General features: G+C 59.4%; 21 protein-coding genes and 1 pseudogene. 13 read left to right on the top strand and 9 right to left on the bottom strand.

Annotated elements, in window-relative coordinates:
• Positions 1-242: 242 nt before the first annotated feature.
• The 4 genes from ACIQV9_RS06800 to ACIQV9_RS06785 form a co-directional block, all read right to left on the bottom strand.
• A complete protein-coding gene (locus ACIQV9_RS06800; RefSeq protein ID WP_403099551.1) occupies positions 243-524 on the bottom strand; it encodes a hypothetical protein in 282 nt (93 codons plus the stop codon).
• 562 nt (positions 525-1,086) lie between these two features.
• A complete protein-coding gene (locus ACIQV9_RS06795) occupies positions 1,087-2,745 on the bottom strand; it encodes a cation acetate symporter (RefSeq protein ID WP_403099549.1) in 1,659 nt (552 codons plus the stop codon).
• Complete coding sequence (locus ACIQV9_RS06790) at positions 2,742-3,053, bottom strand: DUF485 domain-containing protein (protein WP_084320609.1); 312 nt, start codon at positions 3,051-3,053, stop codon at positions 2,742-2,744. The genes ACIQV9_RS06795 and ACIQV9_RS06790 overlap by 4 nt, the downstream gene beginning before the upstream one ends.
• A 195-nt stretch (positions 3,054-3,248) precedes the next feature.
• Positions 3,249-4,100 (bottom strand): glycine betaine ABC transporter substrate-binding protein, encoded by an 852-nt coding sequence (locus ACIQV9_RS06785; protein WP_109628631.1) that lies wholly within the window; start codon positions 4,098-4,100, stop codon positions 3,249-3,251.
• Positions 4,101-4,399: 299 nt separating this feature from the next.
• On the opposite strand from ACIQV9_RS06785, the gene ACIQV9_RS06780 reads away from it, so the two are divergent.
• On the top strand, positions 4,400-5,995 hold the full coding sequence (locus ACIQV9_RS06780; protein WP_403099547.1) for a beta (1-6) glucans synthase: 1,596 nt from the start codon (positions 4,400-4,402) through the stop codon (positions 5,993-5,995).
• A 118-nt stretch (positions 5,996-6,113) separates the two neighbouring features.
• On the opposite strand, the gene ACIQV9_RS06775 is transcribed toward ACIQV9_RS06780, so the two are convergent.
• A complete protein-coding gene (locus ACIQV9_RS06775) occupies positions 6,114-6,485 on the bottom strand; it encodes a hypothetical protein (RefSeq protein WP_403099545.1) in 372 nt (123 codons plus the stop codon).
• 224 nt (positions 6,486-6,709) lie between these two features.
• Here ACIQV9_RS06775 and ACIQV9_RS06770 point away from each other — a divergent pair, with 224 nt between their 5' ends.
• Positions 6,710-8,008: a serine/threonine protein kinase gene (locus ACIQV9_RS06770; protein WP_403099543.1), complete on the top strand. Its 1,299-nt coding sequence runs from the start codon at positions 6,710-6,712 to the stop codon at positions 8,006-8,008.
• Positions 8,001-8,789, top strand: a complete 789-nt coding sequence (locus tag ACIQV9_RS06765) for a VacJ family lipoprotein (RefSeq protein WP_403099541.1) — start codon at positions 8,001-8,003, stop codon at positions 8,787-8,789. The genes ACIQV9_RS06770 and ACIQV9_RS06765 overlap by 8 nt, the downstream gene beginning before the upstream one ends.
• A gap of 182 nt (positions 8,790-8,971) precedes the next feature.
• Here ACIQV9_RS06765 and ACIQV9_RS06760 read toward each other — a convergent pair whose 3' ends face one another.
• Positions 8,972-9,886: a DUF808 domain-containing protein gene (locus ACIQV9_RS06760; protein ID WP_403099539.1), complete on the bottom strand. Its 915-nt coding sequence runs from the start codon at positions 9,884-9,886 to the stop codon at positions 8,972-8,974.
• Positions 9,887-10,020: 134 nt separating this feature from the next.
• On the opposite strand from ACIQV9_RS06760, the gene ACIQV9_RS06755 reads away from it, so the two are divergent.
• Positions 10,021-10,629 (top strand): TetR/AcrR family transcriptional regulator, encoded by a 609-nt coding sequence (locus ACIQV9_RS06755; RefSeq protein ID WP_403099537.1) that lies wholly within the window; start codon positions 10,021-10,023, stop codon positions 10,627-10,629.
• A gap of 100 nt (positions 10,630-10,729) precedes the next feature.
• Here the strand turns inward: ACIQV9_RS06755 and ACIQV9_RS06750 are convergent.
• Positions 10,730-11,187 (bottom strand): annotated as a pseudogene (locus ACIQV9_RS06750) (REP-associated tyrosine transposase).
• A 209-nt stretch (positions 11,188-11,396) separates the two neighbouring features.
• A complete protein-coding gene (locus tag ACIQV9_RS06745; protein WP_403099535.1) occupies positions 11,397-11,837 on the bottom strand; it encodes a heme-binding protein in 441 nt (146 codons plus the stop codon).
• 280 nt (positions 11,838-12,117) lie between these two features.
• Here ACIQV9_RS06745 and gcl point away from each other — a divergent pair, with 280 nt between their 5' ends.
• The 8 genes from gcl to ACIQV9_RS06705 all read left to right on the top strand — a co-directional run bounded on the left by gcl (position 12,118) and on the right by ACIQV9_RS06705 (position 21,784).
• Positions 12,118-13,893, top strand: a complete 1,776-nt coding sequence (gcl, locus tag ACIQV9_RS06740) for a glyoxylate carboligase (RefSeq protein WP_010456878.1) — start codon at positions 12,118-12,120, stop codon at positions 13,891-13,893.
• A gap of 145 nt (positions 13,894-14,038) precedes the next feature.
• Positions 14,039-14,821: a hydroxypyruvate isomerase gene (gene hyi / locus ACIQV9_RS06735; RefSeq protein ID WP_403099532.1), complete on the top strand. Its 783-nt coding sequence runs from the start codon at positions 14,039-14,041 to the stop codon at positions 14,819-14,821.
• Between the two features lie 172 nt (positions 14,822-14,993).
• Positions 14,994-15,884 carry a 2-hydroxy-3-oxopropionate reductase gene (locus ACIQV9_RS06730; protein WP_403099530.1) on the top strand — a complete coding sequence of 297 codons (891 nt, stop codon included), beginning with the start codon at positions 14,994-14,996 and terminating at the stop codon, positions 15,882-15,884.
• Positions 15,885-16,086: 202 nt separating this feature from the next.
• Entirely contained in the window at positions 16,087-17,367 is a 1,281-nt protein-coding gene (locus ACIQV9_RS06725; protein ID WP_403099528.1) for a glycerate kinase, read from the top strand.
• Positions 17,357-18,772: a pyruvate kinase gene (pyk, locus tag ACIQV9_RS06720; RefSeq protein WP_403099526.1), complete on the top strand. Its 1,416-nt coding sequence runs from the start codon at positions 17,357-17,359 to the stop codon at positions 18,770-18,772. Before ACIQV9_RS06725 ends, pyk begins: the two co-directional genes overlap by 11 nt.
• Positions 18,773-18,909: 137 nt before the next feature.
• Entirely contained in the window at positions 18,910-19,824 is a 915-nt protein-coding gene (locus ACIQV9_RS06715; RefSeq protein WP_403099585.1) for an urea transporter, read from the top strand.
• A gap of 21 nt (positions 19,825-19,845) precedes the next feature.
• Positions 19,846-20,670, top strand: coding sequence for an ion transporter (locus ACIQV9_RS06710; protein ID WP_403099525.1), 825 nt, complete (start codon positions 19,846-19,848; stop codon positions 20,668-20,670).
• Between the two features lie 115 nt (positions 20,671-20,785).
• Complete coding sequence (locus ACIQV9_RS06705) at positions 20,786-21,784, top strand: sulfate ABC transporter substrate-binding protein (protein ID WP_403099523.1); 999 nt, start codon at positions 20,786-20,788, stop codon at positions 21,782-21,784.
• Between the two features lie 123 nt (positions 21,785-21,907).
• Here the strand turns inward: ACIQV9_RS06705 and ACIQV9_RS06700 are convergent, their stop codons facing one another.
• Entirely contained in the window at positions 21,908-22,537 is a 630-nt protein-coding gene (locus ACIQV9_RS06700) for a hypothetical protein (RefSeq protein ID WP_403099521.1), read from the bottom strand.
• A 233-nt stretch (positions 22,538-22,770) separates the two neighbouring features.
• Between ACIQV9_RS06700 and ACIQV9_RS06695 the strand changes: the two genes are divergently transcribed.
• Complete coding sequence (locus ACIQV9_RS06695) at positions 22,771-23,976, top strand: MFS transporter (protein WP_403099519.1); 1,206 nt, start codon at positions 22,771-22,773, stop codon at positions 23,974-23,976.
• The last annotated feature ends 15 nt before the right edge of the window (positions 23,977-23,991 follow it).

The following is a 23,991-nucleotide window of genomic DNA, read 5'->3' as shown; positions in this document are numbered from 1 at the left end:
TCCAGACGCCGAAAAGTAAGCAAAAGGCTTCGCCCCGGCGTTCGGCGCCTCGCTGAGGCTCCGCGTTCCCTCGCTACGGCGTCCATCAGGGGGCATCGCCTACGGTCTGCTTCGCGACGACCTCCTCTCGATGTGTGCGGCTTCGCCGCACGGCGCTACGCGCCTAACCCCCTGATGAACACCTACGCTCGGCCTGCCGAAGGGGCGAAAGATCAAGATCAAGATCAAAAACAAGATCAACGTCAAAAGCCAAAGCCAAAGCCAAAGCCAAAGCCAAAGCCAAAGCCAAAGCCAAAGCCAAAGCCAAAGCCAAAGCCAAAGCCAAAGCCAAAGCCAAAAGGATCACAGCCCTTGGGAAGCTTGCGTACATCCGCAAGTACAGGTCGACTACCGAGCCGCCTTCGCAGCGATGCGGCGACCCGACAAGCCAGCTCCCACAAGGTTTGGTGTACATCTGCAAGAAACTGGCCGGCTGTCAGGCCGCCATCCCTGGCAAGCCAGCTCCCACAAGGTTTGGTGTCCATCCGCAAGAAACTGGTCGGCTGTCAGGCCGCCATCGCGAGCAGGCTCGCTCCTACAAATGGATCGGCGTACACGCTTCGCTTCTCACCACTCATCAGGCCGAGCGTTAGCTCGCCTTCAGCTCTTGATCTTGATCCACCCGCCCCTTCGGGAGGCTGAGTGGAGGTGTTCATCCGGGGAGTGGCGCGCAGCGCCGTTCGACGCAGTCGAACACGCTGCATGTAGGTCGTCGCGAAGCAGACCGGAGGGCAGTGTCCCCGGATGGATACCGGAGCGAAGGTACGCCGAGCCCAGGCGAGGGGCCGGACGCTCGGGGCGAGCCTTTTTTTGCTTACTTTTTTTTGGCGTTTGAAAAAAAAATGAGTCGCCGTAAGGGCGAAACCATAAGTGGCCGTTACCGCAGGAATGGATATGTACACCATCAAAACCCCCGGTCGACTGTAAGGCCGCCTTCGCGGGCAAGCCTCGCTCCTACAGTAAATACCATCACCAACAAAAAATGCCCCGATCTCTCGACCGGGGCATTTTTCGTTTAACGCAACTTACATAGACAAACGCGAAGCCTTAGTGAGAAACAGCCCCACTCGCCCCCAACCCGGTCTGCGAACGAACAAACTGCGGGAAGAACAGCGCTCGCTCATTAACGCCAGCCGCGGACTTGTCAGTGATCGAGAAGAACCAGATCCCGACAAACGCAATAGCCATCGAGAACAACGCCGGGTACTCATACGGGAAGATAGCCTTCTCGTGATGCAGGATCTGCACCCAAATGGTTGGCCCAAGGACCATCAAACCAACGGCACTGATCAGACCCAACCAGCCACCGATCATCGCACCACGTGTGGTCAGCTTCTTCCAGTACATGGAAAGCAGCAGCACCGGGAAGTTACAGCTCGCCGCGATGGAAAACGCCAGGCCCACCATGAACGCGATGTTCTGGCTTTCGAACAGAATGCCCAGGCCGATCGCCAGCACCGCCAAGGCGATGGTGGTGATTTTCGAAACACGGATCTCGTCCTTCTCGTTGGCCTTGCCTTTCTTGATCACGCTGGCATACAGGTCATGAGACACCGCTGAAGCACCGGCCAGAGTCAAACCGGCAACCACCGCCAGAATGGTCGCGAACGCTACCGCCGAGATGAAGCCCAGGAAAATACTGCCACCCACCGCGTTGGCCAGGTGCACCGCCGCCATGTTGTTACCGCCCAACAGCGCGCCAGCCGCATCTTTAAAGGCCGGGTTGGTGCTCACCAGCAAGATCGCGCCGAAGCCGATGATGAAGGTCAGGATGTAGAAGTAGCCAATGAAGCCGGTTGCGTACAGCACGCTCTTGCGAGCTTCTTTTGCGTCACTCACGGTGAAGAAGCGCATCAGGATGTGCGGCAGGCCAGCGGTACCGAACATCAGTGCCAGGCCGAGGGAGAACGCGGACACCGGATCTTTCACCAGACCGCCCGGGCTCATGATCGCTTCGCCTTTGGCGTGAACCTTGATCGCCTCGGAGAACAGCGTGTTGAAGTCAAAGTTGACGTGCTTCATCACCATCAGCGCCATGAACGAGGCACCGGACAGCAACAGCACTGCCTTGATAATCTGCACCCAAGTGGTCGCCAGCATGCCGCCGAACAGCACGTACATGCACATCAGGACGCCGACCAGGATCACTGCTACGTGGTAATCCAGACCGAACAGCAACTGGATCAGCTTGCCGGCACCCACCATTTGCGCGATCAGGTAGAACGCCACCACCACCAGCGAACCGCAAGCGGACAGCGAGCGAATCTGGGTTTGCCCAAGGCGGTAGGACGCCACATCGGCAAAGGTGTACTTGCCCAGGTTACGCAGGCGCTCGGCGATCAGGAACAGAATGATCGGCCAGCCCACCAGGAAGCCGATCGAGTAGATCAGGCCATCGTAGCCGGAAGTGAACACCAGGGCGGAAATACCCAGGAACGACGCCGCGGACATGTAGTCACCGGCAATCGCCAGACCATTCTGGAAACCGGTGATCTTGCCGCCGGCCGCATAGTAGTCGGCCGCCGAGTTGTTTTTCTTGGAGGCCCAGTAGGTGATATACAAAGTCGCGCCGACAAACGCCACGAACATCAGGATCGCAGCGACGTTCAGCGGTTGTTTCTGAACCGCGCCGGTCAGGGCTTCAGCCGCCCAGGCACCCGGTGCGAATGCTGCAACACTCAATAAAGCCAATAGACGCCGGATCATTGCTGAGCCTCCTTGAGAATCGCATTGTTCAGGTCGTCGAATTCGCCATTGGCGCGTCGTACGTAGATTGCAGTCAGGACAAAGGCCGAGAGAATCAGCCCGACACCAATCGGTATCCCCCAGGTAATCGAAGACTCGGGACTGATCTTCGCGCCCAGAATATGCGGCCCATAAGCAATCAAAAGGATGAATCCGGAGTACAGCCCAAGCATGATCGCCGAAAGAATCCAGGCGAACCTTTCTCGCTTACTAACCAGCTCCTTGAAGCGCGGGCTGTTTTGAATCGAGAGGTAAATGCTGTCGTTCATTGTTTTTATCCTCGCAGCACAGATGAAGTTGGAACGTGATCCACTCTATGCGGCTGCGGGACAGGTTCCAGACGACCTTAGTATTAGAACGACATGACAGAGTCGCCATTTCCCAGCATTCAGGGAAAAAACAAAGGCCCCTTGGCAATATGCCAAGGGGCCTTAAGAGGTGCGGACCAGAGCCGTCAGCTCAAATCACTTGATCCAGTCTGCAACGCGCTCAGGGTGTTTGGCCACCCAATCTTTCGCCGCGGCTTCAGGCTTGGCGCCGTCTTGAATCGCCAACATGACTTCGCCAATTTCGTCTTTCGATGCCCACTGGAAGTTCTTCAGGAACTTGGCAACTTCCGGCGCCTTGGTCGCCAGTTCTTTGCTGCCGATGTTATTCACGGTTTCGGCCGCGCCATAAACGCCTTTCGGGTCGTCCAGGAAGCGCAGTTTCCACTTGGCGAACATCCAGTGCGGCACCCAACCGGTCACGGCAATGGATTCGTTCTTCTTCTCGGCACGAGTCAGCTCGGCAATCATGCCGGCGCCGGAACTGGCCTTGAGTTGATACCCGGTCAGATCGTAATCCTTGATCGCCTGCTCGGTTTTAAGCATCACGCCCGAACCGGCGTCGATGCCGACGATGCGTTTCTTGAAGGTGTCGTCAGTTTTCAGATCGTCAATGGTTTTGGCCTTGACGTACTCCGGCACGATCAAGCCGATTTTTGCATCCTTGAAGTTCGGACCGTAATCGACGACTTGATCCTTGTTCTTGGTCCAGTATTCGCCGTGAGTCACCGGCAGCCAGGCGGACAACATGGCGTCGAGTTTGCCGGTGGCCACACCCTGCCACATGATCCCGGTGGCGACGGCTTGCAGCTTCACGTCATAACCCAGCTTTTGCTTGATCACTTCGGCGGCCACATGCGTGGTCGCGACGCTGTCGGACCAACCGTCAACGTAACCGATGCTCAGGGTTTTGCTCTCGGCATTGGCCATAGTGGAGCCAATCGCAAGCACCAGAGCGGCACCGGCGCCTAAAAGTCGTCGCATCTTCATCGTTACTTCCCCGAAAGTGCTGCGCTCGACGGGTGCCGAGTCGCGTCAACGTATTGTTATGGTGCACAGCGCCCCCATCACGCCCACCGCAAACTCGTTCGAACATCAGCGTGATTTTCAATGAGAGCACTGATGCATCGATAATCAACCTGACGACAACCGCGACCTGTGCTGTCTGCGACCTCAAGGCATCGAGAAACGACATCAGAACGCCATTAATCTCGACCACCTCGAGTACGCCCGCCACTCCGCCCGAACTTTGCATGTCAAAATCATGCAAGCCCCCTAGCGCGGTGCAAATGCAGGTAACATGCGCGGCTTTGCTCCCAGACGGCCTGACCATGCCCGCGACATCCCGTTTTCCTTTTCTGGCTTATCTCTTCGCTTGCCTGCTGGGGCTGTTTGCCCTTGGCGGCTTCTGGTACGGCCTCGGCAAACCGGTGATTCTGCCGGACGTGGCCAGCGCGACGCACAAGCTGCAATGCGCCTCCTACACCCCGTTCGACAAGGACCAGTCGCCGTTCGACGTGCCGTTCAAGTTGCGCCCCGAGCGCATGGACGCCGACCTCGCGCTGCTGGCCAAAAGCTTCGAATGCATCCGCACCTATTCCATGACCGGTCTCGAGGCCTTGCCTGATCTGGCACGCAAGCATGGTCTGAAACTGATGATCGGCGCCTGGGTCAACAGCAACCCGGTGGACACCGAGAAAGAAGTCGACCTGCTGATCGCCTCGGCCAACGCCAACGCGGACGTGGTGACGTCGGTGATCGTCGGCAACGAAACCCTGCTGCGCAAGGAAGTCACGGGTGCGCAGCTGGCGAAGCTGATCAATAAGGTCAAAAGCCAGGTCAAGCAGCCGGTCACTTACGCCGATGTCTGGGAGTTTTGGCTCAAACACCCGGAAATCGCCCCGGCGGTGGATTTCCTGACCATCCATTTGCTGCCGTACTGGGAAGATGATCCCTCGAACATCGACGCGGCGCTGCAGCATGTGGCGGAAGTGCGTCAGGTGTTCGGCAACAAATTCGCTCCTAAAGACGTGGTGATTGGCGAAACCGGCTGGCCAAGCGAAGGCCGTCAGCGCGAAACCGCCCTGCCGAGCCGGGTCAACGAAGCCAAGTTCATCCGTGGTTTTGTCATCATGGCCGAGCAGCAAGGCTGGCATTACAACCTGATCGAAGCCTTCGACCAGCCGTGGAAACGCGCCAGCGAAGGTGCGGTCGGTGGTTACTGGGGACTATTCGATGCTGATCGTCAGGACAAGGGCGTGCTGGCCGGCCCTGTGTCGAACGTGCCGTACTGGTCACAGTGGCTGGCCGTTGGCGGTTTGATCTTCCTTGGCACGCTGATGCTCGGCGGGCGTGTACGCACCACCCGCGCTGCCTTGGTGCTGCCGCTGCTCGGCGCACTGGCGGCGTGCTCGATTGGCGCCTGGGGCGATCTGGCGCGTGTCACTACCCGATTTGCCAGTGAATGGTTGTGGGTGGCGTTGCTGACGGGTCTGAATCTGTTGGTGCTGGCCCACGCTGCGCTGACGCTGAGCGCCCGCACTGGCTGGCGTGAGCGGGCGTTCAACGCGCTGGAGCGTCGAGCGGGCTGGCTGGTCGCTGCGGCAGGTTTTGCGGCGGCGGTGATGATGCTGGAGCTGGTGTTCGATTCGCGCTATCGCAGTTTCCCGAGTGTAGCGTTCATCCTGCCGGCGCTTGTTTATCTGTGCCGCCCGGTGAACGTGCCGCGTCGTGAAATCGCCCTGCTGACCTTCATCATCGGCGCCGGCATTGCGCCGCAGCTGTTCGTTGAAGGCTTGCAGAACCAGCAGGCCTGGGGTTGGGCGCTGGTGAGTGTGTTGATGGTGGCGGCGTTGTGGCGCTGTTTGCGGGTTCGCAAGGCCTGATTTTCAGCGCGGCTGGCGGCCTCTTCGCGGGCAAGCCTCACTCCTACGGGATGAAGTCGTTCGTCAATTTTATGAACGACCAGATTCTGTAGGAGCGAGGCTTGCCCGCGAAGACTGATTAACCGGCGCTACGAGACGCCCGAACCAGACGCAACCCCGCAATCACCACCGCAAAAACGGCCAAGGTCGTGTTGTACAACGCCAGTGCCGGAAACCCGAACACCAGTGCCAGCACCGCCAGCCACCACCCTGCCCGGCCCGGCACCACAAACCCAATGATCGCGGCGGCCAATGCGGCGAAGCCCAACACCTTGAAGTGAATCATCAAGCCCAGGTTCGAACGAATCTGGCATTCCCAGCGGCTCGCCTCGTCCACGCAGATGCCAACCCACTGCGCATCCTCCATAAAGCCATAACGCGCGCCATAACTGGCGGCCAGCCATAACGGCAGTAGAACGAGTAGCAGAATCACAGGCAGACGGCGGGACATGAAGCACTCCAATAAACGAAAACGGCGGCCAGCTTAATCCCCCGACAGCGTCAAGCAAACGCGCGCAACAGATAATTGTTCACCAAATAGCTGCAAAGTGTATCGTCCAGCTACTATTGATCCGAAATTCGCCCTGATTGGTGCCGCTGCATGGCACTTTGGCGCAAACCCCGTGGTCATAGCCTGCGAACTTCATTCGACACCTTCCTCTAAGGGATCTAGTCATGCTCCGTTCCTTGCGCTTCGCCGCCCTGTTTGGCGGCCTTATTTTGAGTGCGTCCGCACTGGCGGTCGACATCGACGCCGCCAGTTATGGCTACCCCTTGACCAACCCGTTCGAGGCGACCATCGCCACGACTCCGCCGGACCTGCGCCCGGAGTTGCCGCTGGACGACGACATCAATCAGCAGACCCGCAGCGTGACTCTGCGCCCGGAGCGTGCATTCGAACTGCCAGACAACTTCTGGCCGGTCAAAAAATTGACCTATCGCATCGCCACGCAAGACAAGGCAGCGCCGCTGATCTTCCTGATCGCCGGCACCGGCGCGCGTTATGACAGCAGCCACAACGAATACCTGAAAAAGCTCTACTACAAGGCCGGTTATCACGTGGTGCAACTGTCGTCGCCCACCAGTTTCGACTTTATGAGCGCGGCCTCACGCTTTGCCACACCCGGTATCACCAAGGAAGACGCCGAAGACATGTACCGGGTGATGCAGGCCGTGCGGGCGCAAAATCCGAAAGTGCCCGTCACCGATTACTACCTGACCGGCTACAGCCTGGGCGCACTGGATGCGGCATTTGTCGCGCACCTGGACGAAACCCGCCGCAGCTTCAACTTCAAGAAAGTCTTGCTGCTCAACCCGCCGGTCAACCTCTACACCTCGATCACCAACCTCGACAAGCTGGTCCAGACCGAGGTCAAGGGCATCAACAACAGCACCACCTTCTATGAACTGGTGCTGAACAAACTGACTCGCTACTTCCAGCAAAAAGGCTACATCGACCTCAACGATGCGCTGCTCTACGACTTCCAGCAGTCCAAACAACACCTGACCAACGAACAGATGGCCATGCTGATTGGCACTTCGTTCCGCTTTTCGGCGGCCGACATTGCCTTCACTTCGGACCTGATCAACCGTCGCGGCCTGATCACGCCCCCTAAATACCCGATCACAGAAGGCACCACCCTTACGCCATTCCTCAAACGTGCGCTGCAGTGCGACTTCGACTGCTACCTCACCGAGCAAGTCATACCGATGTGGCGCGCGCGCACCGACGGCGGCAGCCTGCTGCAACTAATCGACCAGGTCAGCCTGTATGCGCTCAAGGATTACCTGCACGACAGCCCGAAAATAGCCGTCATGCACAACGCCGACGACGTGATCCTCGGCCCTGGCGACCTCGGTTTCCTGCGCAAGACCTTCGGCGACCGCTTGACCGTTTATCCACTGGGCGGCCATTGCGGCAACCTAAATTACCGCGTCAACAGCGACGCTATGCTGGAGTTTTTCCGTGGCTAAATACCTCCTGCTTATCGCTGCGTTACTCTGTGCAGGCGTCGCCAATGCCGACAACAGCAAAGCCAACGCACCTGTCGTGGTCGACACTGACGGTTTCAAGGAACCGCTGAGCAAACTCAAGTTCAACCCGGGGCTGGATCAGCGCGAATTCGAACGTTCCACGCTAAATGCGCTGAACGTCTACGACCCGCTGGAAGAGTGGAACCGCCGGGTTTATCACTTCAACTACCGCTTCGACCAATGGGTGTTCCTGCCTGTGGTCGACGGTTATCGCTACATCACCCCGAGCTTCCTGCGCACCGGGGTGAGCAACTTCTTCAATAACGTCGGCGATGTGCCGAACCTGATGAACAGCCTGCTGCAGTTCAAAGGCAAGCGGTCGATGGAAACCACCGCGCGCCTTCTGCTCAACACCACCATCGGCATCGCCGGCCTGTGGGACCCGGCCACCGCCATGGGCCTGCCGCGCCAGAGCGAGGACTTCGGTCAGACCCTGGGCTTCTACGGTGTACCAGGCGGCGCCTACTTCGTGTTGCCGATCCTCGGCCCTTCAAACATCCGCGACACGGGCGGCCTGGTGGTGGATTTCAGCGCAGAATCGGCGATCAACTTCCTGAACGTCTCCGAAGTCAGCTCCAACCATCCTGAGGTCTGGGTCCTGCGTGGCGTCGACAAGCGCTACCAGAACAGCTTCCGCTACGGCCAGCTGAACTCGCCGTTCGAGTACGAGAAGGTGCGTTACGTTTATACCGAGTCGCGCAAGTTGCAGATTGCCGAGTAAATTCGGCGGCAACAAAAAAGGCCATTCGATGCGAGTCGAATGGCCTTTTTGTTTCTTTAAGATCATTCCCACGCTCTGCGTGGGAATGCCTCTCGGGACGCTCCGCGTTCCTGCGGCTGTGACGCGGAGCGTCACGGGCAGCATTCCCACGCAGAGCGTGGGAACGATCAAGTAACCGGCTCTCAGCCTTTGACTGAGCGCCAGATTTTGCTCGCTGCCATCACACCGGCCAACACAATGGCACCGGCCACAATCCCCGCCACTGCATTCAGCAACGTCGGCACGATAAACCCGGCACCGCCCGCCCCTGCACTCACGCTTTCAATCCAGTGATGAACCACCGGCACGCCATGAGTCAGAATCCCGCCGCCCACCAGGAACATCGCCGCCGTACCGATCACCGACAGGCTTTTCATCATGTACGGCGCTGCGCGCAGAATCCCGCCGCCGATGCTTTTGGCCATTTGCCCGGGCTTCTGGGTCAGCCATAGACCGAGGTCATCGAGCTTGACGATGCCCGCCACCAGGCCATAGACGCCGATGGTCATGACGATGGCAATGCCCGACAGCACGATGACCTGCTGGGTCAATGACGCATCCGCCACGGTGCCGAGGGTGATGGCGATGATTTCCGCCGACAGGATGAAGTCGGTGCGAATGGCGCCCTTGATCTTGTCCTGCTCGAATGCCACCAGATCGACCGCCGGATCAGCCACGGCCTCAACCAGCTCTGCATGCTCGGCCTGGTCTTCAGCCTTGCTGTGCAGGAATTTATGGGCCAGTTTCTCGAAACCTTCGAAACACAGATAAGCGCCACCGACCATCAACAATGGCGTGACCAGCCATGGGATGAACGCACTGATGGCCAAGGCCGACGGGACCAGGATCAGCTTGTTGAGAAACGAGCCCTTGGCCACCGCCCACACGACCGGTATTTCCCGCTCGGCACGCACGCCGCTGACCTGCTGGGCATTGAGCGCCAGATCATCGCCGAGTACGCCAGCGGTCTTCTTGGCGGCCATTTTGGTCATCAACGCCACATCGTCGAGAACCGCGGCAATGTCGTCGATCAGCAACAGCAAACTGCTTCCTGCCATGAATCAGGTGTCCTTCTGGAATGAATGCTGCGCAGCATAGCGCGACCGAGCGCCACACGGGGCATTCTTGAGCGCCGCGCGAGGCCGGTGCTACCATGCGCAACCGCCAGAACAGGCAAGGAACCCCCTGGTTTATGAGCACTATCCGCGAGCGCAACAAAGAACTGATCCTGCGTGCCGCCAGTGAAGAATTTGCGGACAAGGGCTTCGCTGCGACCAAAACCAGTGACATCGCAGCCAAGGCGGGATTGCCCAAGCCCAACGTCTATTACTACTTCAAATCCAAGGAAAACCTCTACCGCGAGGTCCTGGAAAGCATCATCGAGCCGATTCTGCAGGCCTCGACGCCGTTCAACGCCGACGGTGTGCCCAGCGAAGTCTTGAGCGGCTACATCCGCTCGAAAATCCGCATCTCCCGCGACCTGCCCTTCGCCTCCAAAGTGTTCGCCAGCGAAATCATGCACGGCGCCCCGCACCTGAGCACCGACCTGGTCGAACAGCTCAACGGCCAGGCCAAGCACAACATCGACTGCATCCAGACCTGGATAGACCGCGGCCAGATCGCCCCGATCGACCCTAACCACCTGATGTTCAGCATCTGGGCCGCGACCCAGACCTATGCCGACTTTGACTGGCAGATCACGGCCATCACTGGCAAGGCCAAGCTGGATGAAGAGGATTATGAAGCGGCGGCGCAGACGATAATTCGGTTGGTGCTCAAGGGGTGTGAGCCGGATCGTTAGACCACATCGCCGGCATCGCAAGCAGGCTCGCTTTCTCACATTGAAATGCAGTTCCCTGTAGAAGTGAGCCTGCTCGCGATGAAGGCAACTCGACTTCAGCTCAAACCCAAACAGCATCCCACAACGGATAGTCCCCAAGCTTTCCACCAGCCCAGCCCGCAACGGGTTGGCTACTACATATCGAGCCAATTTCACCAAATCCTCTTCCCGCCGCAGTGCCCGATCATGAAATCCTCTCTGCCAGAGACTGGCGGTTCGACCGGTAGACATCTTCACGGCTTTGGTACTCATCGACTTGGTTTTCTGCATCAGTTCACTCAAAGATCCCCTCTTCAACTCAAGCAGCCAATGAAAATGATCTGGCATGACCACCCAGGCCAACGAGTTCTTAAAGCCGAGATTCTGTGCATTTCGAAATTGATCGACCACCAGCCTGCCCATGGTGAAATCCTTGAAAACCGGGCTCCTGTGAAGTGTATTGGTGGTTAACAAATAAATTCGACTGGCTTCGGCATAGCGCCCGACGCGCAATCGGTGTGCAGCAGGTGAGTCCGGCATTCCTTTGCCTCCCATGATCAGGTCATGAGTAGCCTAGCCCTGTGGATTCAAGTGGGAGGGCAAACTGTTGGCTGGATGTGTCTGGAAGATAGCTATCGCGAGCAGGCTCACTCCTACAGGGGATTTGTGGTGTTCAGACATTTTGTGTCCAACCCGGATCCTTGTAGGAGTGAGCCTGCTCGCGATAGCGATTAGTCAGTTACCCCAGATCAAGCAGTCACCCCCGCATCCGCCCTCAACCCCACCGCCTCGATTGCGCTGATCGCACACTGCTCGTCAACATCCGACAGATCCCCGCTGATCCCCACCGCCCCCAGCACGTTCCCGTCCTGATCCCGTATCAAAACACCGCCCGGCGCCGGTACGACACTGCCCTGCCCCAGGCTGTTCAGCGCGGCAAAGAAGGCCGGGCGTTGTTGGGCGTCCAGCGCCAGCAGGCGTGAGCCTTTGCCGAGGGCGATGGCGCCCCAGGCTTTGCCGATGGCGACCTGCGGGCGCAGCAGGCTCGCGCCGTCTTCGCGCTGCAAGGTAATCAAGTGCCCGCCGGCATCCAGGACCGCGATGGTCAGTGGCGCCGCGGAGATTGCATGACCTGCGGTGATGGCCTGATTGATCAGGTTGACTGCAACTTTCATGGTTAAAGCGCTCATGGTGCCGTCCTCATTTTGTTATAGGGAAAGCCAGTGGACTGCGTGTTTGTGCCGCGCGCTTGTGCCGCAGTCCGATGCAACAAATAGAACACAATGAAATATTTTTTTGTATACAATAATTCTCGAAAAGCGCCGCATGCGACGAAAAGCCACAGCAGGCCGGGCTTCCGACGAATGAAACAGTCGCTTGAGAAAATGGATTGACCTGCGCCGTCCGCCGTGAATAAACTCTGCGCAAAGCCACTTGTATACAATTACAAAACGTAAGAGGCACAAAACCATGAGCAAAATGAGAGCAATCGAAGCCGCCGTTCTGGTGATGCGCCGTGAAGGGGTTGATACCGCTTTTGGCATCCCGGGCGCCGCGATCAACCCGCTGTACTCCGCCTTGCAAAAGGTCGGTGGCATCGATCACGTCCTTGCTCGCCACGTTGAAGGCGCCTCGCACATGGCCGAGGGTTACACCCGCACCAAGGCCGGCAACATCGGCGTGTGCATCGGCACCTCCGGCCCGGCCGGTACGGATATGGTCACCGGGCTCTACAGCGCCTCGGCCGACTCGATCCCGATTCTGTGCATCACCGGGCAAGCACCCCGCGCCCGTATGCATAAGGAAGACTTCCAGGCTGTCGACATCACCGCGATCGTCAAACCAGTGACCAAGTGGGCAACCACCGTCATGGAGCCGGGCCAGGTGCCGTATGCGTTCCAGAAAGCCTTCTATGAAATGCGCTCCGGCCGTCCAGGCCCGGTACTGATCGACCTGCCGTTCGACGTGCAGATGGCTGAAATCGAATTCGACATCGACGCCTACCAACCACTGCCGCTGGCCAAGCCAACTGCGAACCGTGTGCAAATCGAGAAGGCCCTGGCCATGCTCGATCAGGCCGAGCGTCCGTTGCTGGTGGCCGGTGGCGGCATCATCAATGCCGATGCCAGCGAGTTGCTGGTGGAATTCGCCGAGCTGACCGGTATTCCGGTTATCCCGACACTGATGGGCTGGGGCACGATTCCGGACGACCACCCACTGATGGTCGGCATGGTTGGCTTGCAGACGTCGCACCGTTACGGCAACGCCACCCTGCTGAAGTCCGACGTGGTATTGGGCGTCGGTAACCGTTGGGCCAACCGTCACACCGGTTCGATCGACGTGTACACCGAAGGCCGCAAGTTCATTCACGTCGACATCGAGCCGACGCAAATCGGCCGCGTGTTCAACCCGGACCTGGGCATCGTTTCCGACGCTGCTGCCGCGCTGACCGTGTTCATCGAAGTCGCTCGCGAATGGCAAGCCGCCGGCAAGCTGAAAAACCGCAGCGCCTGGCTGCAAGACTGCCAGCAGCGCAAAGCCAGCCTGCAGCGCAAGACTCACTTCGACAACGTGCCGGTCAAGCCGCAACGGGTTTACGAAGAAATGAACCAGGTGTTTGGCAAAGACACTTGCTACGTCAGCACCATCGGTCTGTCGCAGATAGCCGGCGCGCAGTTCCTGCACGTCTACAAGCCGCGTCACTGGATCAACTGCGGTCAGGCTGGTCCGTTGGGCTGGACCATTCCGGCTGCGCTGGGCGTGGTCAAGGCCGATCCGACCCGCAAGGTCGTGGCGCTGTCGGGCGACTATGATTTCCAGTTCATGATCGAAGAACTGGCGGTGGGCGCGCAGTTCAAGCTGCCGTACATCCACGTTGTGGTAAACAACTCGTACCTGGGGCTGATTCGTCAGGCCCAGCGCGGTTTCGACATGGACTACTGCGTGCAGCTGTCCTTCGATAACCTGAATGCTCCGGAACTCAACGGTTACGGTGTCGACCACGTCGCGGTTGCCGAAGGCCTCGGCTGCAAGGCACTGCGGGTGTTCGAACCGGGTCAGATCCAGCCTGCCCTGCGCAAGGCCCAGGAGTTGATCGAAGAGTTCAAGGTGCCGGTGATCGTCGAGATTATCCTGGAGCGCGTGACTAACATTTCCATGGGCACCGAGATCAACGCCGTCAACGAATTCGAAGACCTGGCGCTGGTCGGCAACGATGCGCCGACCGCGATTTCGTTGCTCGATTGACCCGTACGATCGTTCCCACGCTCTGCGTGGGAATGCATCCAGTGACGCTCCGCGTCACATAACGGCTGGACGCAGAGCGTCCGGGGAGGCATTCCCACGCAGAGCGTGAGAACGATCAGCCCTCATACACTTACAGGAGACCACCATGCCGCGTTTCGCAGCCAACCTGTCCATGCTGTTCACTGAGCAGGATTTTCTTGCCCGTTTCGAAGCGGCCGCCAAGGCCGGCTTCAGTGGTGTCGAGTACCTGTTCCCCTACGACTTCAGCTCTGCGGAGATCAAGGCCAAGCTCGACGCCAACGGTCTGACCCAGGTGCTGTTCAACCTGCCGGCCGGTGACTGGGCCAAGGGCGAACGCGGTATCGCGTGCCTGCCGGACCGGGTTGAAGAGTTCCGCGCTGGTGTCGATCTGGCGATTGCCTACGCGCAAGTGTTGGGCAACACCCAGGTCAACTGCCTGGCCGGTATCCGCCCACAAGGCGTCGACGAGGCCACCGTGGAAAAAACCTTCGTCGCCAACCTCAAGTACGCCGCCGACAAGCTGCAAGCGGCGGGTATCAAGCTGGTGATGGAAGCGATCAACACCCGTGACATCCCGGGTTTCTACCTGAACAACACGGCGCAAGCCCTGTCGATTCGCGAGCAGGTCGGCAGCGCCAACCTGTTCCTGCAATACGACATCTATCACATGCAAATCATGGAGGGCGACCTGGCCCGCACCATGGCTGCACACCTGGGCGAGATCAACCATATCCAGTTGGCCGACAACCCGGGGCGCAACGAACCGGGCACCGGTGAAATCAACTACCGCTTCCTGTTCGAACACCTGGACCGCATCGGTTATCAGGGCTGGGTTGGCTGTGAGTACAAGCCGCTGACCACCACGGAAGCGGGTTTGGGCTGGTTGAAAACCCATAACGCGATCTGACCTGACACCGCGTCATCGTTCTTCGCGGGCAAGCCTCGCTCCTACAGGATCAGGTTAATACGCAATTGGGCGACCGACACCTACCCGTAGGAGCGAGGCTTGCCCGCGAAGGCGCCCCTCGCTGACACCACGAATTTTGCGAACAGAGCAATAAAAACAAGAGGAATTTCTCATGGCTAAAATCGGATTTATCGGCACCGGCATCATGGGCCACCCAATGGCGTTGAACCTGCAGAAAGCCGGTCACAGCCTGTTCCTGTCGGCGCACCACGACGCCGCGCCGGCCGACCTGATTGCCGGTGGCGCCGTCGCCCTGGCGAACCCGAAAGAAGTCGCCCAGGAAGCTGAAGTCATCATCATCATGGTGCCGGATACCCCACAGGTCGATGACGTGCTGTTCCGCGCCGACGGTGTTGCGGCCGGTGTTGGCAAAGGCAAAGTCGTGATCGACATGAGCTCGATCTCGCCGACGGCCACCAAAGCCTTCGCTGCCAAAATCAACGAAAAAGGCGCTCAGTACCTCGACGCGCCAGTGTCCGGCGGTGAAGTCGGCGCCAAGGCTGCGACCCTGAGCATCATGGTCGGCGGCGATGCCGATGCCTTCGAACGCGCACTGCCACTGTTCCAGGCGATGGGCAAGAACATCACCCTGGTCGGCGGCAACGGCGACGGTCAAACCGCGAAAGTGGCGAACCAGATCATCGTGGCGCTGAACATCCAGGCGGTGGCCGAAGCCCTGCTGTTCGCTTCGAAAAACGGTGCCGATCCAGCCAAGGTCCGTGAAGCGCTGATGGGCGGTTTCGCGTCGTCGAAGATCCTCGAAGTGCACGGCGAGCGCATGATCAAAGGCACCTTCGACCCAGGCTTCCGCATCAGCCTGCACCAGAAGGACCTTAACCTGGCCCTGGCCGGCGCACGCGAGTTGGGCATCAACCTGCCGAACACCGCCAACACCCAGCAAGTGTTCAGCACCTGCGCAGCCATCGGTGGCAGCAACTGGGACCACTCGGCGCTGATCAAGGGCCTGGAACACATGGCGAATTTCTCGATTCGCGATAAGTAAGCCCCGCCCCACCCTGTGGGAGCAGGCCTGTGGCGAGGGGGCTTGCCCCCGTTTGAGTGCGAAGCACTCACAAGATCTTTGCTGCATCACAGATTTTGGGGCTGCTTCGCAGCCCAACGGGGGCAAGCCCCCTCGCCACAGGTCGCTCCCACAGGGATCTGTGTTGCCCTTTCAAATAACAAGAAATTCCCGGGAGCCCGCCATGTCGGTCAATCCGCAACAATTCCTGCGCGAGCTGTTTGCCACAGCCATCGACGCGGCCCATCCGCAGCAAGTCCTCGAAGCCCATTTGCCCAAAGACCGCAGCGGTCGGGTGATCGTCATTGGTGCCGGCAAAGCCGCGGCCGCCATGGCTCAGGTCGTCGAGCGTTGCTGGCAGGGCGAAGTCTCCGGTCTGGTGGTCACCCGTTACGGCCACGGCGCCCCGTGCGAAAAAATCGAAGTCGTCGAAGCTGCTCACCCGGTGCCTGATGCAGCCGGTCAAGCCGTCGCCAAGCGCGTGTTCGAACTGGTCAGCAACCTGAGCGAAGACGATCGCGTAATCTTCCTGCTCTCGGGCGGCGGCTCTGCCCTGCTGGCATTGCCGGCCGATGGCATCACCCTCGCCGACAAGCAGTCGGTCAACAAAGCCCTGCTGAAATCCGGCGCCACCATCGGCGAGATGAATTGCGTGCGCAAGCACCTCTCGGCGATCAAGGGTGGCCGCCTCGGCAAAGCCTGCTGGCCGGCCACTGTTTATACCTACGCGATTTCCGATGTACCGGGGGACCTCGCCACCGTCATCGCCTCCGGCCCCACCGTGGCCGACCCGAGCACTTCGGCCGAAGCCTTGGCGATTCTCAAACGCTATGGCATCGACGTTCCGGCCTCGGTGCGCACCTGGCTGCAAAGCCCGGAATCGGAGACGGTCAAACCCGGCGACCCGAGCCTGGCACGCAGTCATTTCCAGTTGATCGCCCGCCCGCAGCAGTCGCTTGAAGCCGCCGCGGTGAAAGCGCGTCAGGCCGGTTTCAGCCCGCTGATCCTTGGCGATCTGGAAGGCGAATCCCGCGACGTGGCCAAGGTTCACGCCGGTATCGCCCGGCAAGTGGTCCTGCACGGCCAGCCGCTGGCGGCGCCGTGCGTGATTTTGTCCGGCGGTGAAACCACCGTCACCGTGCGCGGCAATGGCCGTGGCGGACGCAACGCCGAATTCCTGCTGAGCCTGACCGACAGCCTCAAAGGCCTGCCCGGCGTCTACGCCCTGGCCGGTGACACCGATGGCATCGACGGCTCCGAAGACAACGCCGGCGCAATCATGACCCCGGACAGCTACGCCCGCGCCGCCGCCCTCGGCTTGAGCGCCAGCGACGAATTGGACAACAACAATGGCTACGGCTATTTCGAGGCGCTGGACGCCCTGATCGTCACCGAGCCGACCCGCACCAACGTCAACGACTTCCGCGCCATCCTGATCCTCGAGAGCCCTGAAAATGACGCCTGATAAAAAGGTCAAAATCCTCGCCACCCTTGGTCCTGCGACTGACGGGATCGACGACATCCGTGAGCTGGTGCAGGCCGGGGTCAACATCTTTCGCCTGAACTTCAGCCACGGCGATCACGCCGACCACGCTCAGCGTTATCAGTGGATTCGTGAAGTGGAGCGCCAGCTCAATTACCCGTTGGGCATTCTGATGGACTTGCAAGGCCCGAAACTGCGGGTCGGCAAGTTTGCCGAGGGCAAGGTGCAATTGCATCGCGGTCAGGCGCTGCGTCTGGATCTTGACCCGACGCCGGGGGATGAGCGCCGGGTCAACCTGCCTCACCCGGAAATCATCGCGGCGCTCGAACCGGGCATGGACCTGCTACTGGATGACGGCAAGCTGCGTCTGCGCGTGGTCACCAAGTACGCCGACGCCATCGACACCACCGTGCTCAATGGCGGCGAACTCTCGGATCGCAAAGGGGTGAACGTGCCGCAAGCGGTGCTGGAATTGAGCCCGCTGACCGCCAAGGATCGCCGCGACTTGAGCTTTGGTCTGGAGCTGGGTGTGGACTGGGTCGCGCTGTCGTTCGTGCAGCGTCCGGAAGACATCCGCGAGGCGCGCGAACTGATCGGCGACAAAGCGTTCTTGATGGCCAAGATCGAGAAGCCATCGGCGGTGATTCAGCTGCGGGAAATCGCCGAATTGAGCGACGCGATCATGGTCGCTCGCGGTGACCTGGGCGTGGAAGTGCCGGCCGAAAGCGTGCCGCAGATTCAGAAAAACATCATCAGCATTTGCCGCCAATTGGGCAAACCGGTGGTGGTGGCGACGCAGATGCTGGAATCGATGCGCTTCTCCCCGGCCCCGACCCGCGCCGAGGTGACCGATGTCGCCAACGCCGTGGCCGAAGGGGCCGATGCGGTGATGCTGTCGGCGGAAACCGCATCCGGTGAGTACCCGCTGGAAGCCGTGCAGATGATGAGCAAGATCATTCGCCAGGTGGAAAACGGTCCGGATTATCAGGCGCAACTGGACGTGAGCCGGCCGAAGGCCGAGGCGACGGTTTCTGACGCGATCAGCTGCGCGATCCGCCGCATCAGCAATGTGCTGCCGGTGGCGGTGCTGGTGAATTACAGCGAGTCCGGCACCTCGAGTTTACGTGCAGCGCGGGAGCGGCCAACGGTGCCGATCCTCAACCTGACACCGAACCTGCAAACCGCTCGCCGGCTGACGGTGGCGTGGGGTGTGCATTCGGTGGTCAATGACCGGCTGCGGCAGGTGGATGAGGTGTGCTCGACGGCGCTGGAGATTGCCCAGGCCCAAGGCATGGCGCAGCGCGGGGACACGTTATTGATCACGGCGGGTGTGCCGTTTGGGCAGCCGGGGTCGACTAACTCGTTGCGTATAGAAACGTTGATCTAACCCACAAGATGATCGTTCCCACGCTCTGCGTGGGAATGCAGCCCGGGACGCTCTGCGTCCCAAGAGCAGACGCAGAGCGTCCATTGAGGCATTCCCACGCAGAGCGTGGGAACGATCTGTACTGAATGACCCTTACCATGCCTGCCAACCACTTCAACACCCACTGCCCCGATTGGGCGACTGCCCTGCTCAACGGTTTCAGCCAGATCTTCCTCCAGCGCCATCCGCTGTTTGGTCTGCTGTGCCTGTTGGCGATTCTTTTCACCGCGCCCACCCTGCTCGGCGGTGCGCTGCTGGGCGGTGTCGCCGGGTTGCTCACCGCGCAACGTCGCGGTTACGCCAAGGCCGATCGTCAGGCCGGACTGTTCAGTTACAACGGTGTCTTGCTCGGCCTTTTGCTGAGCCTGTATTTCCCTTGGTCAGCGCTGTTGCCGCCGTTGATCATTGCTGCGGGCGGGCTGAGTGCGATGTTCACTCAGCAATGGCTCAAACGCGTCCGGGTCAGCCACTACCTGCCTGCCTATACGGCGCCCTTCGTGGGGCTGGGCTGGTTGCTGCTGTGCTTCGCCACGCCCTCGACAAATGCGCACTTGATCGAAATCAATACGCTGAACATGCTCGCCGCACCACTGAAAGGCCTCGGCCAGGTGATGTTCCTCGGTCATCCGCTGGCCGGTGCGATGATTGCCGTGGGTTTGCTGATCGCTGATCGCCGCGCATTCTGCTGGGCGTTGTTGGCGTCTGTCGCGGGCATGGGCTGGAGCCTGCTGCATCACGATTTTTACAGCGCATTGATCGGCCTCGGCGGCTATAACGCCGTACTCGCCGCCCTCGCCTTGAGCTCGCTGCGCCAGCATCCGTGGCTGCCGCTGGTCGGTATTGCATCGGCGCTGTTGCTGACGCCGGTGTTTGCCGCCATCGGTTTGCCAACGCTGACCGCGCCTTTCATCCTCGCCTGCTGGCTGATCGGCACGGTTGTTCAAATGCTCGGAATGACCCCTGTCGCCCGTACGCCTTGCACTATGGAGGAGAATCAACCTAGGCTTCGCTGATCATTGGTTCAGGCGGTATCCATGGACAGCAGCAAAAACTGGCGTGAAGAACTTTACGTCATGGTTTTCCAGAGCGACACCAAGGCGGGGCGGCGCTTCGACGGCATCCTGCTGTTGATCATCCTCGCCAGCATCGTGGTCGTGATGCTCGACAGCATCGACTCCATTCACCAGAACTACGCCAACGTGCTGGCGTACATCGAGTGGGGCTTCACCATCATCTTCGCCATCGAATATGGCTTGCGCCTGTACTGCTCGCCCAAGCCGTTGCGCTATGCGTTCAGCTTTTACGGGCTGGTGGATTTGCTGGCGATCGTGCCCGGGATCCTGGCGCTGTATTACGCCGATGCGCAGTACTTGCTGATCATCCGGATCATTCGGATGCTGCGGATTTTCCGCGTGCTCAAGCTCAGCCCGTACCTCAAGCAAGCCAACTATTTGATGTCGGCGCTGCGTGGCAGCAAACAGAAGATCGTGGTGTTTCTGGTCAGCGTCTGCACGCTGGTGACGGTGTTCGGCACGTTGATGTACGTGATCGAAGGCCCGGAACACGGCTTCACCAGCATTCCCAAGGGCATCTACTGGGCGATCGTCACGTTGACCACGGTGGGCTTCGGCGACATCGTGCCCAAGACGCCGTTGGGCCAGGTGGTTTCGTCGCTGGTGATGATCACCGGTTACTCGATCATCGCGGTGCCGACCGGTATTTTCACCGCCGAACTGGCCAATGCCATGCGCGGTGAACAGCTGCAACACGACTGCCCGGTGTGCAAGAAAAACAGTCACGAACATGGCGCGGCGTTTTGCTCGCGCTGTGGCAATGCGCTGTTTAAAAAACTGGAATAAGCAAAGTGCTTTTTAATCTTTAAAGGACTATGCGAGCCCGGCTATAGTCGCTGGCAAATTGCCTCACTTTTTATAAAAACTTTATAGAACACTCTTATAAAACAAGGAATGCGCAGTGAAAAAACTCTTTGGCGCCTCACTTCTGGCCGCTGGCCTGGCCCTGACCAGCGTGGCTCAGGCCGCACCCACCCTGCTCAACGTTTCCTACGACGTGATGCGCGATTTCTACAAGGACTACAACACTGCGTTCCAGAAACACTGGCAAGCCGAGCACAACGAGAACATCACCTTGCAGATGTCCTTCGGCGGCTCCAGCAAACAGGCGCGTTCGGTGATCGATGGCCTGCCCGCAGACGTCATCACCATGAACATGGCCACCGACATCAATGCCCTGGCGGACAACGGCAAACTGGTCCCGGACAACTGGGTCACCCGCCTGCCGAACAACAGCGCACCGTTCACCTCGGCTACCGTGTTCATCGTCCGCAAAGGCAACCCGAAAGCCCTGAAAGACTGGCCGGACCTGCTCAAGGACGGCGTGCAGGTGATCGTGCCAAACCCGAAAACGTCGGGTAACGGCCGCTACACCTACCTGTCTGCCTGGGGTTATGTGCTGAAAAACGGCGGTGACGAGAACAAGGCCAAAGACTTCGTCGGCAAGCTGTTCAAGCAAGCGCCGGTGCTGGATACCGGTGGCCGTGCCGCCACCACCACGTTCATGACCAACCAGATCGGAGACGTGCTGGTGACCTTCGAAAACGAAGCGGAAATGATTGCCCGTGAGTTTGGTCGTGATCAGTTTGAAGTGATCTACCCAAGCGTCTCCGCTGAAGCCGAACCGCCGGTGTCAGTGGTCGACAAAAGCGTCGATAAGAAAGGCACCCGCGAGGCCGCCGAGGAATACCTGAAGTACCTGTGGTCGCCGGAAGGGCAGGAAATTGCGGCGGCCAACTACCTGCGTCCGCGTGATCCGGCGGTGCTGGCCAAGTACACCGATCGCTTCCCGAAAGTGGATTTCCTGTCGGTGGAGAAGACCTTTGGTGACTGGCGTACCGTGCAGAAAACTCACTTCAATGATGGCGGGATCTTTGATCAGATTTACAGCGGCCAGTAATTCCTGAGCCCAACAAAAAGGCGACCTGATGAGGTCGCCTTTTTTATGCCCGAACAACAGATTTGTATTCGCTGAAGATCCCTGTGGGAGCGAGCTTGCTCCCACAGGGGTTAGCATCCGGCGTTACATCGGTGGGGTGACGCCATCCTTGCCGGCCGAGATCGATTGCGCCGTCAGCGTCCCGTCAGCACTTTGGGTCACAAACGTTACGATCTTCACACCCACCTTCAGCAAACTCCTATCCCCCGGCATCAGATTCACAATCGGCACATCCTCCGGCACCAGGATCTTCTGCTGTCCGCCCTTGTAGTTGACGGTCAACACCCGGCCATTGCTGACCACCAGATCGCCCACGCTGCCATTGGTCATGCTGCTGCCCTTGACCAGATCGAACGGGCGATGCCCGTCGCCGCTGCCCGCCAGTTCCGGCGGAAAGACGTGGACTTCCAGCGCCTTCAAGGTGCCGTCGTCCTGAGGAATGGCCGCTGAGCCAATGTAGCTGCCCGGTTTGATGTCTTCGATATTGGCCAGGGTAACGGCGCGGACTTTGGTGTCGTTGGTCAGGTTAATCACCACGTTTTCGCCAGAGTTGACGTGGACTTTCAAGACATCGGGGCTGACCCCGGTTATCTCGCCGCGTACACCGATACGCATTCCCGGCGCGTCGGCGGCCTGGGCCAGACCCGCCGTGAACACGCCGATCAAGGAAACAACTGAAGCGCCGCGAATAAGGTGACGAAACATCGCATTCATGGAAGTGCCTTCCGGTTATGAATCGTGAAGGAGAACATAAGCACGCTATCGAACAGGATGTAAGTGAATGTATCATCGGACCTCGATATTTTGACGCAAGGTCATCGATGGACAGCACTCACGTCCATCACTCATTCCGCAAAGGAATGATTGCTATCACGCCAATCCCACTTCTGCCGAATCCGTTACCTCTTTAGCCTGCGCACATCCCCTTTTGTTCAGCGAGACACGTTATGAACCCAGCGACTCAGGTGCCCCACGGCACCGCGACAATGACCAAAGGCATGGTGCTGCTGTTCGCCTTTTGCTGCGGCGCGATTGTGGCCAACATCTACTACGCCCAGCCGATTATCGGCTTGATCGCGCCGGACATCGGCCTGACCAGCACCATGGCCAGCCTGATTGTGTCGCTGACCCAGATTGGTTACGCGCTCGGCTTGTTCTTTTTGGTGCCGCTGGGCGACCTGCTGGAAAACCGCCGACTGATGATCATCACCACCGTGGTGGCGATTGCCAGCCTGTTGGGCGCAGCGTTTACCGATCAGCCAAATGTATTCTTGCTGATCTCGTTGCTGGTGGGGTTCAGTTCGGTGTCGGTGCAAATCCTGATTCCGCTGGCCGCGCACCTCGCGCCGGAAGAGTCACGCGGTCGGGTCGTCGGCGGGATCATGGGCGGTTTGCTGCTGGGGATTCTGTTGGCGCGGCCAGTGTCCAGCCTCGTGGCGGACCACTTCGGCTGGCGCGCGATGTTTGTGATCGCAGCTGCGTTGATGGCGGCGATCAGCATCGTGCTGGCGCTGACGATTCCCAAGCGCCAGCCCGATCACAGCGCCTCTTATGGCCAGTTGCTGGGTTCTCTTTGGACGCTGTTGCGCCAACAACCGGTGTTGCGTCAGCGTGCGTTTTACCAAGGCTGCATGTTCGCCACGTTCAGCCTGTTCTGGACCGCCGTGCCGCTGGAACTGGCGCGCAATCACGGCCTGTCACAAACCCAGATCGCGATCTTTGCACTGGTCGGTGCCATCGGTGCGATCGCCGCCCCGATTGCGGGTCGACTGGCCGATGCCGGCCACACTCGCATCGCCTCCTTGCTGGCCCTGCTGTTCGCCAGCCTGAGCTTCCTGCCGGCGTTCATCCACCCGGTCTACAGCGTCATCGGTCTCGCAGTCACCGGCGTGGTCCTCGACTTCTGTGTGCAGATGAACATGGTCCTCGGCCAACGCGCGGTCTACGCCCTCGACGCCAAAAGCCGCAGCCGCTTGAATGCGTTGTACATGACCAGTATCTTCATCGGCGGCGCGTTCGGATCCTCGGTGGCCAGCCCGGTGTATGAACATGGCGGCTGGCTGTGGATCGTGATCGTGGGCAGCGCGTTTCCGTTGTTGGCGTTGTTGCGGTTTTTGAGCGTTTCGCCGAAGGCTTCGTTGGCGACGGCTTAAGGCATCAAAAGCTTC

It is taken from the genome of Pseudomonas sp. NPDC099000 (genome assembly GCF_044759925.1).
Taxonomy (GTDB): domain Bacteria; phylum Pseudomonadota; class Gammaproteobacteria; order Pseudomonadales; family Pseudomonadaceae; genus Aquipseudomonas.
Note: the sequence above shows the minus strand (reverse complement) of the source record. Positions and strands in the feature narration are given on the sequence as shown.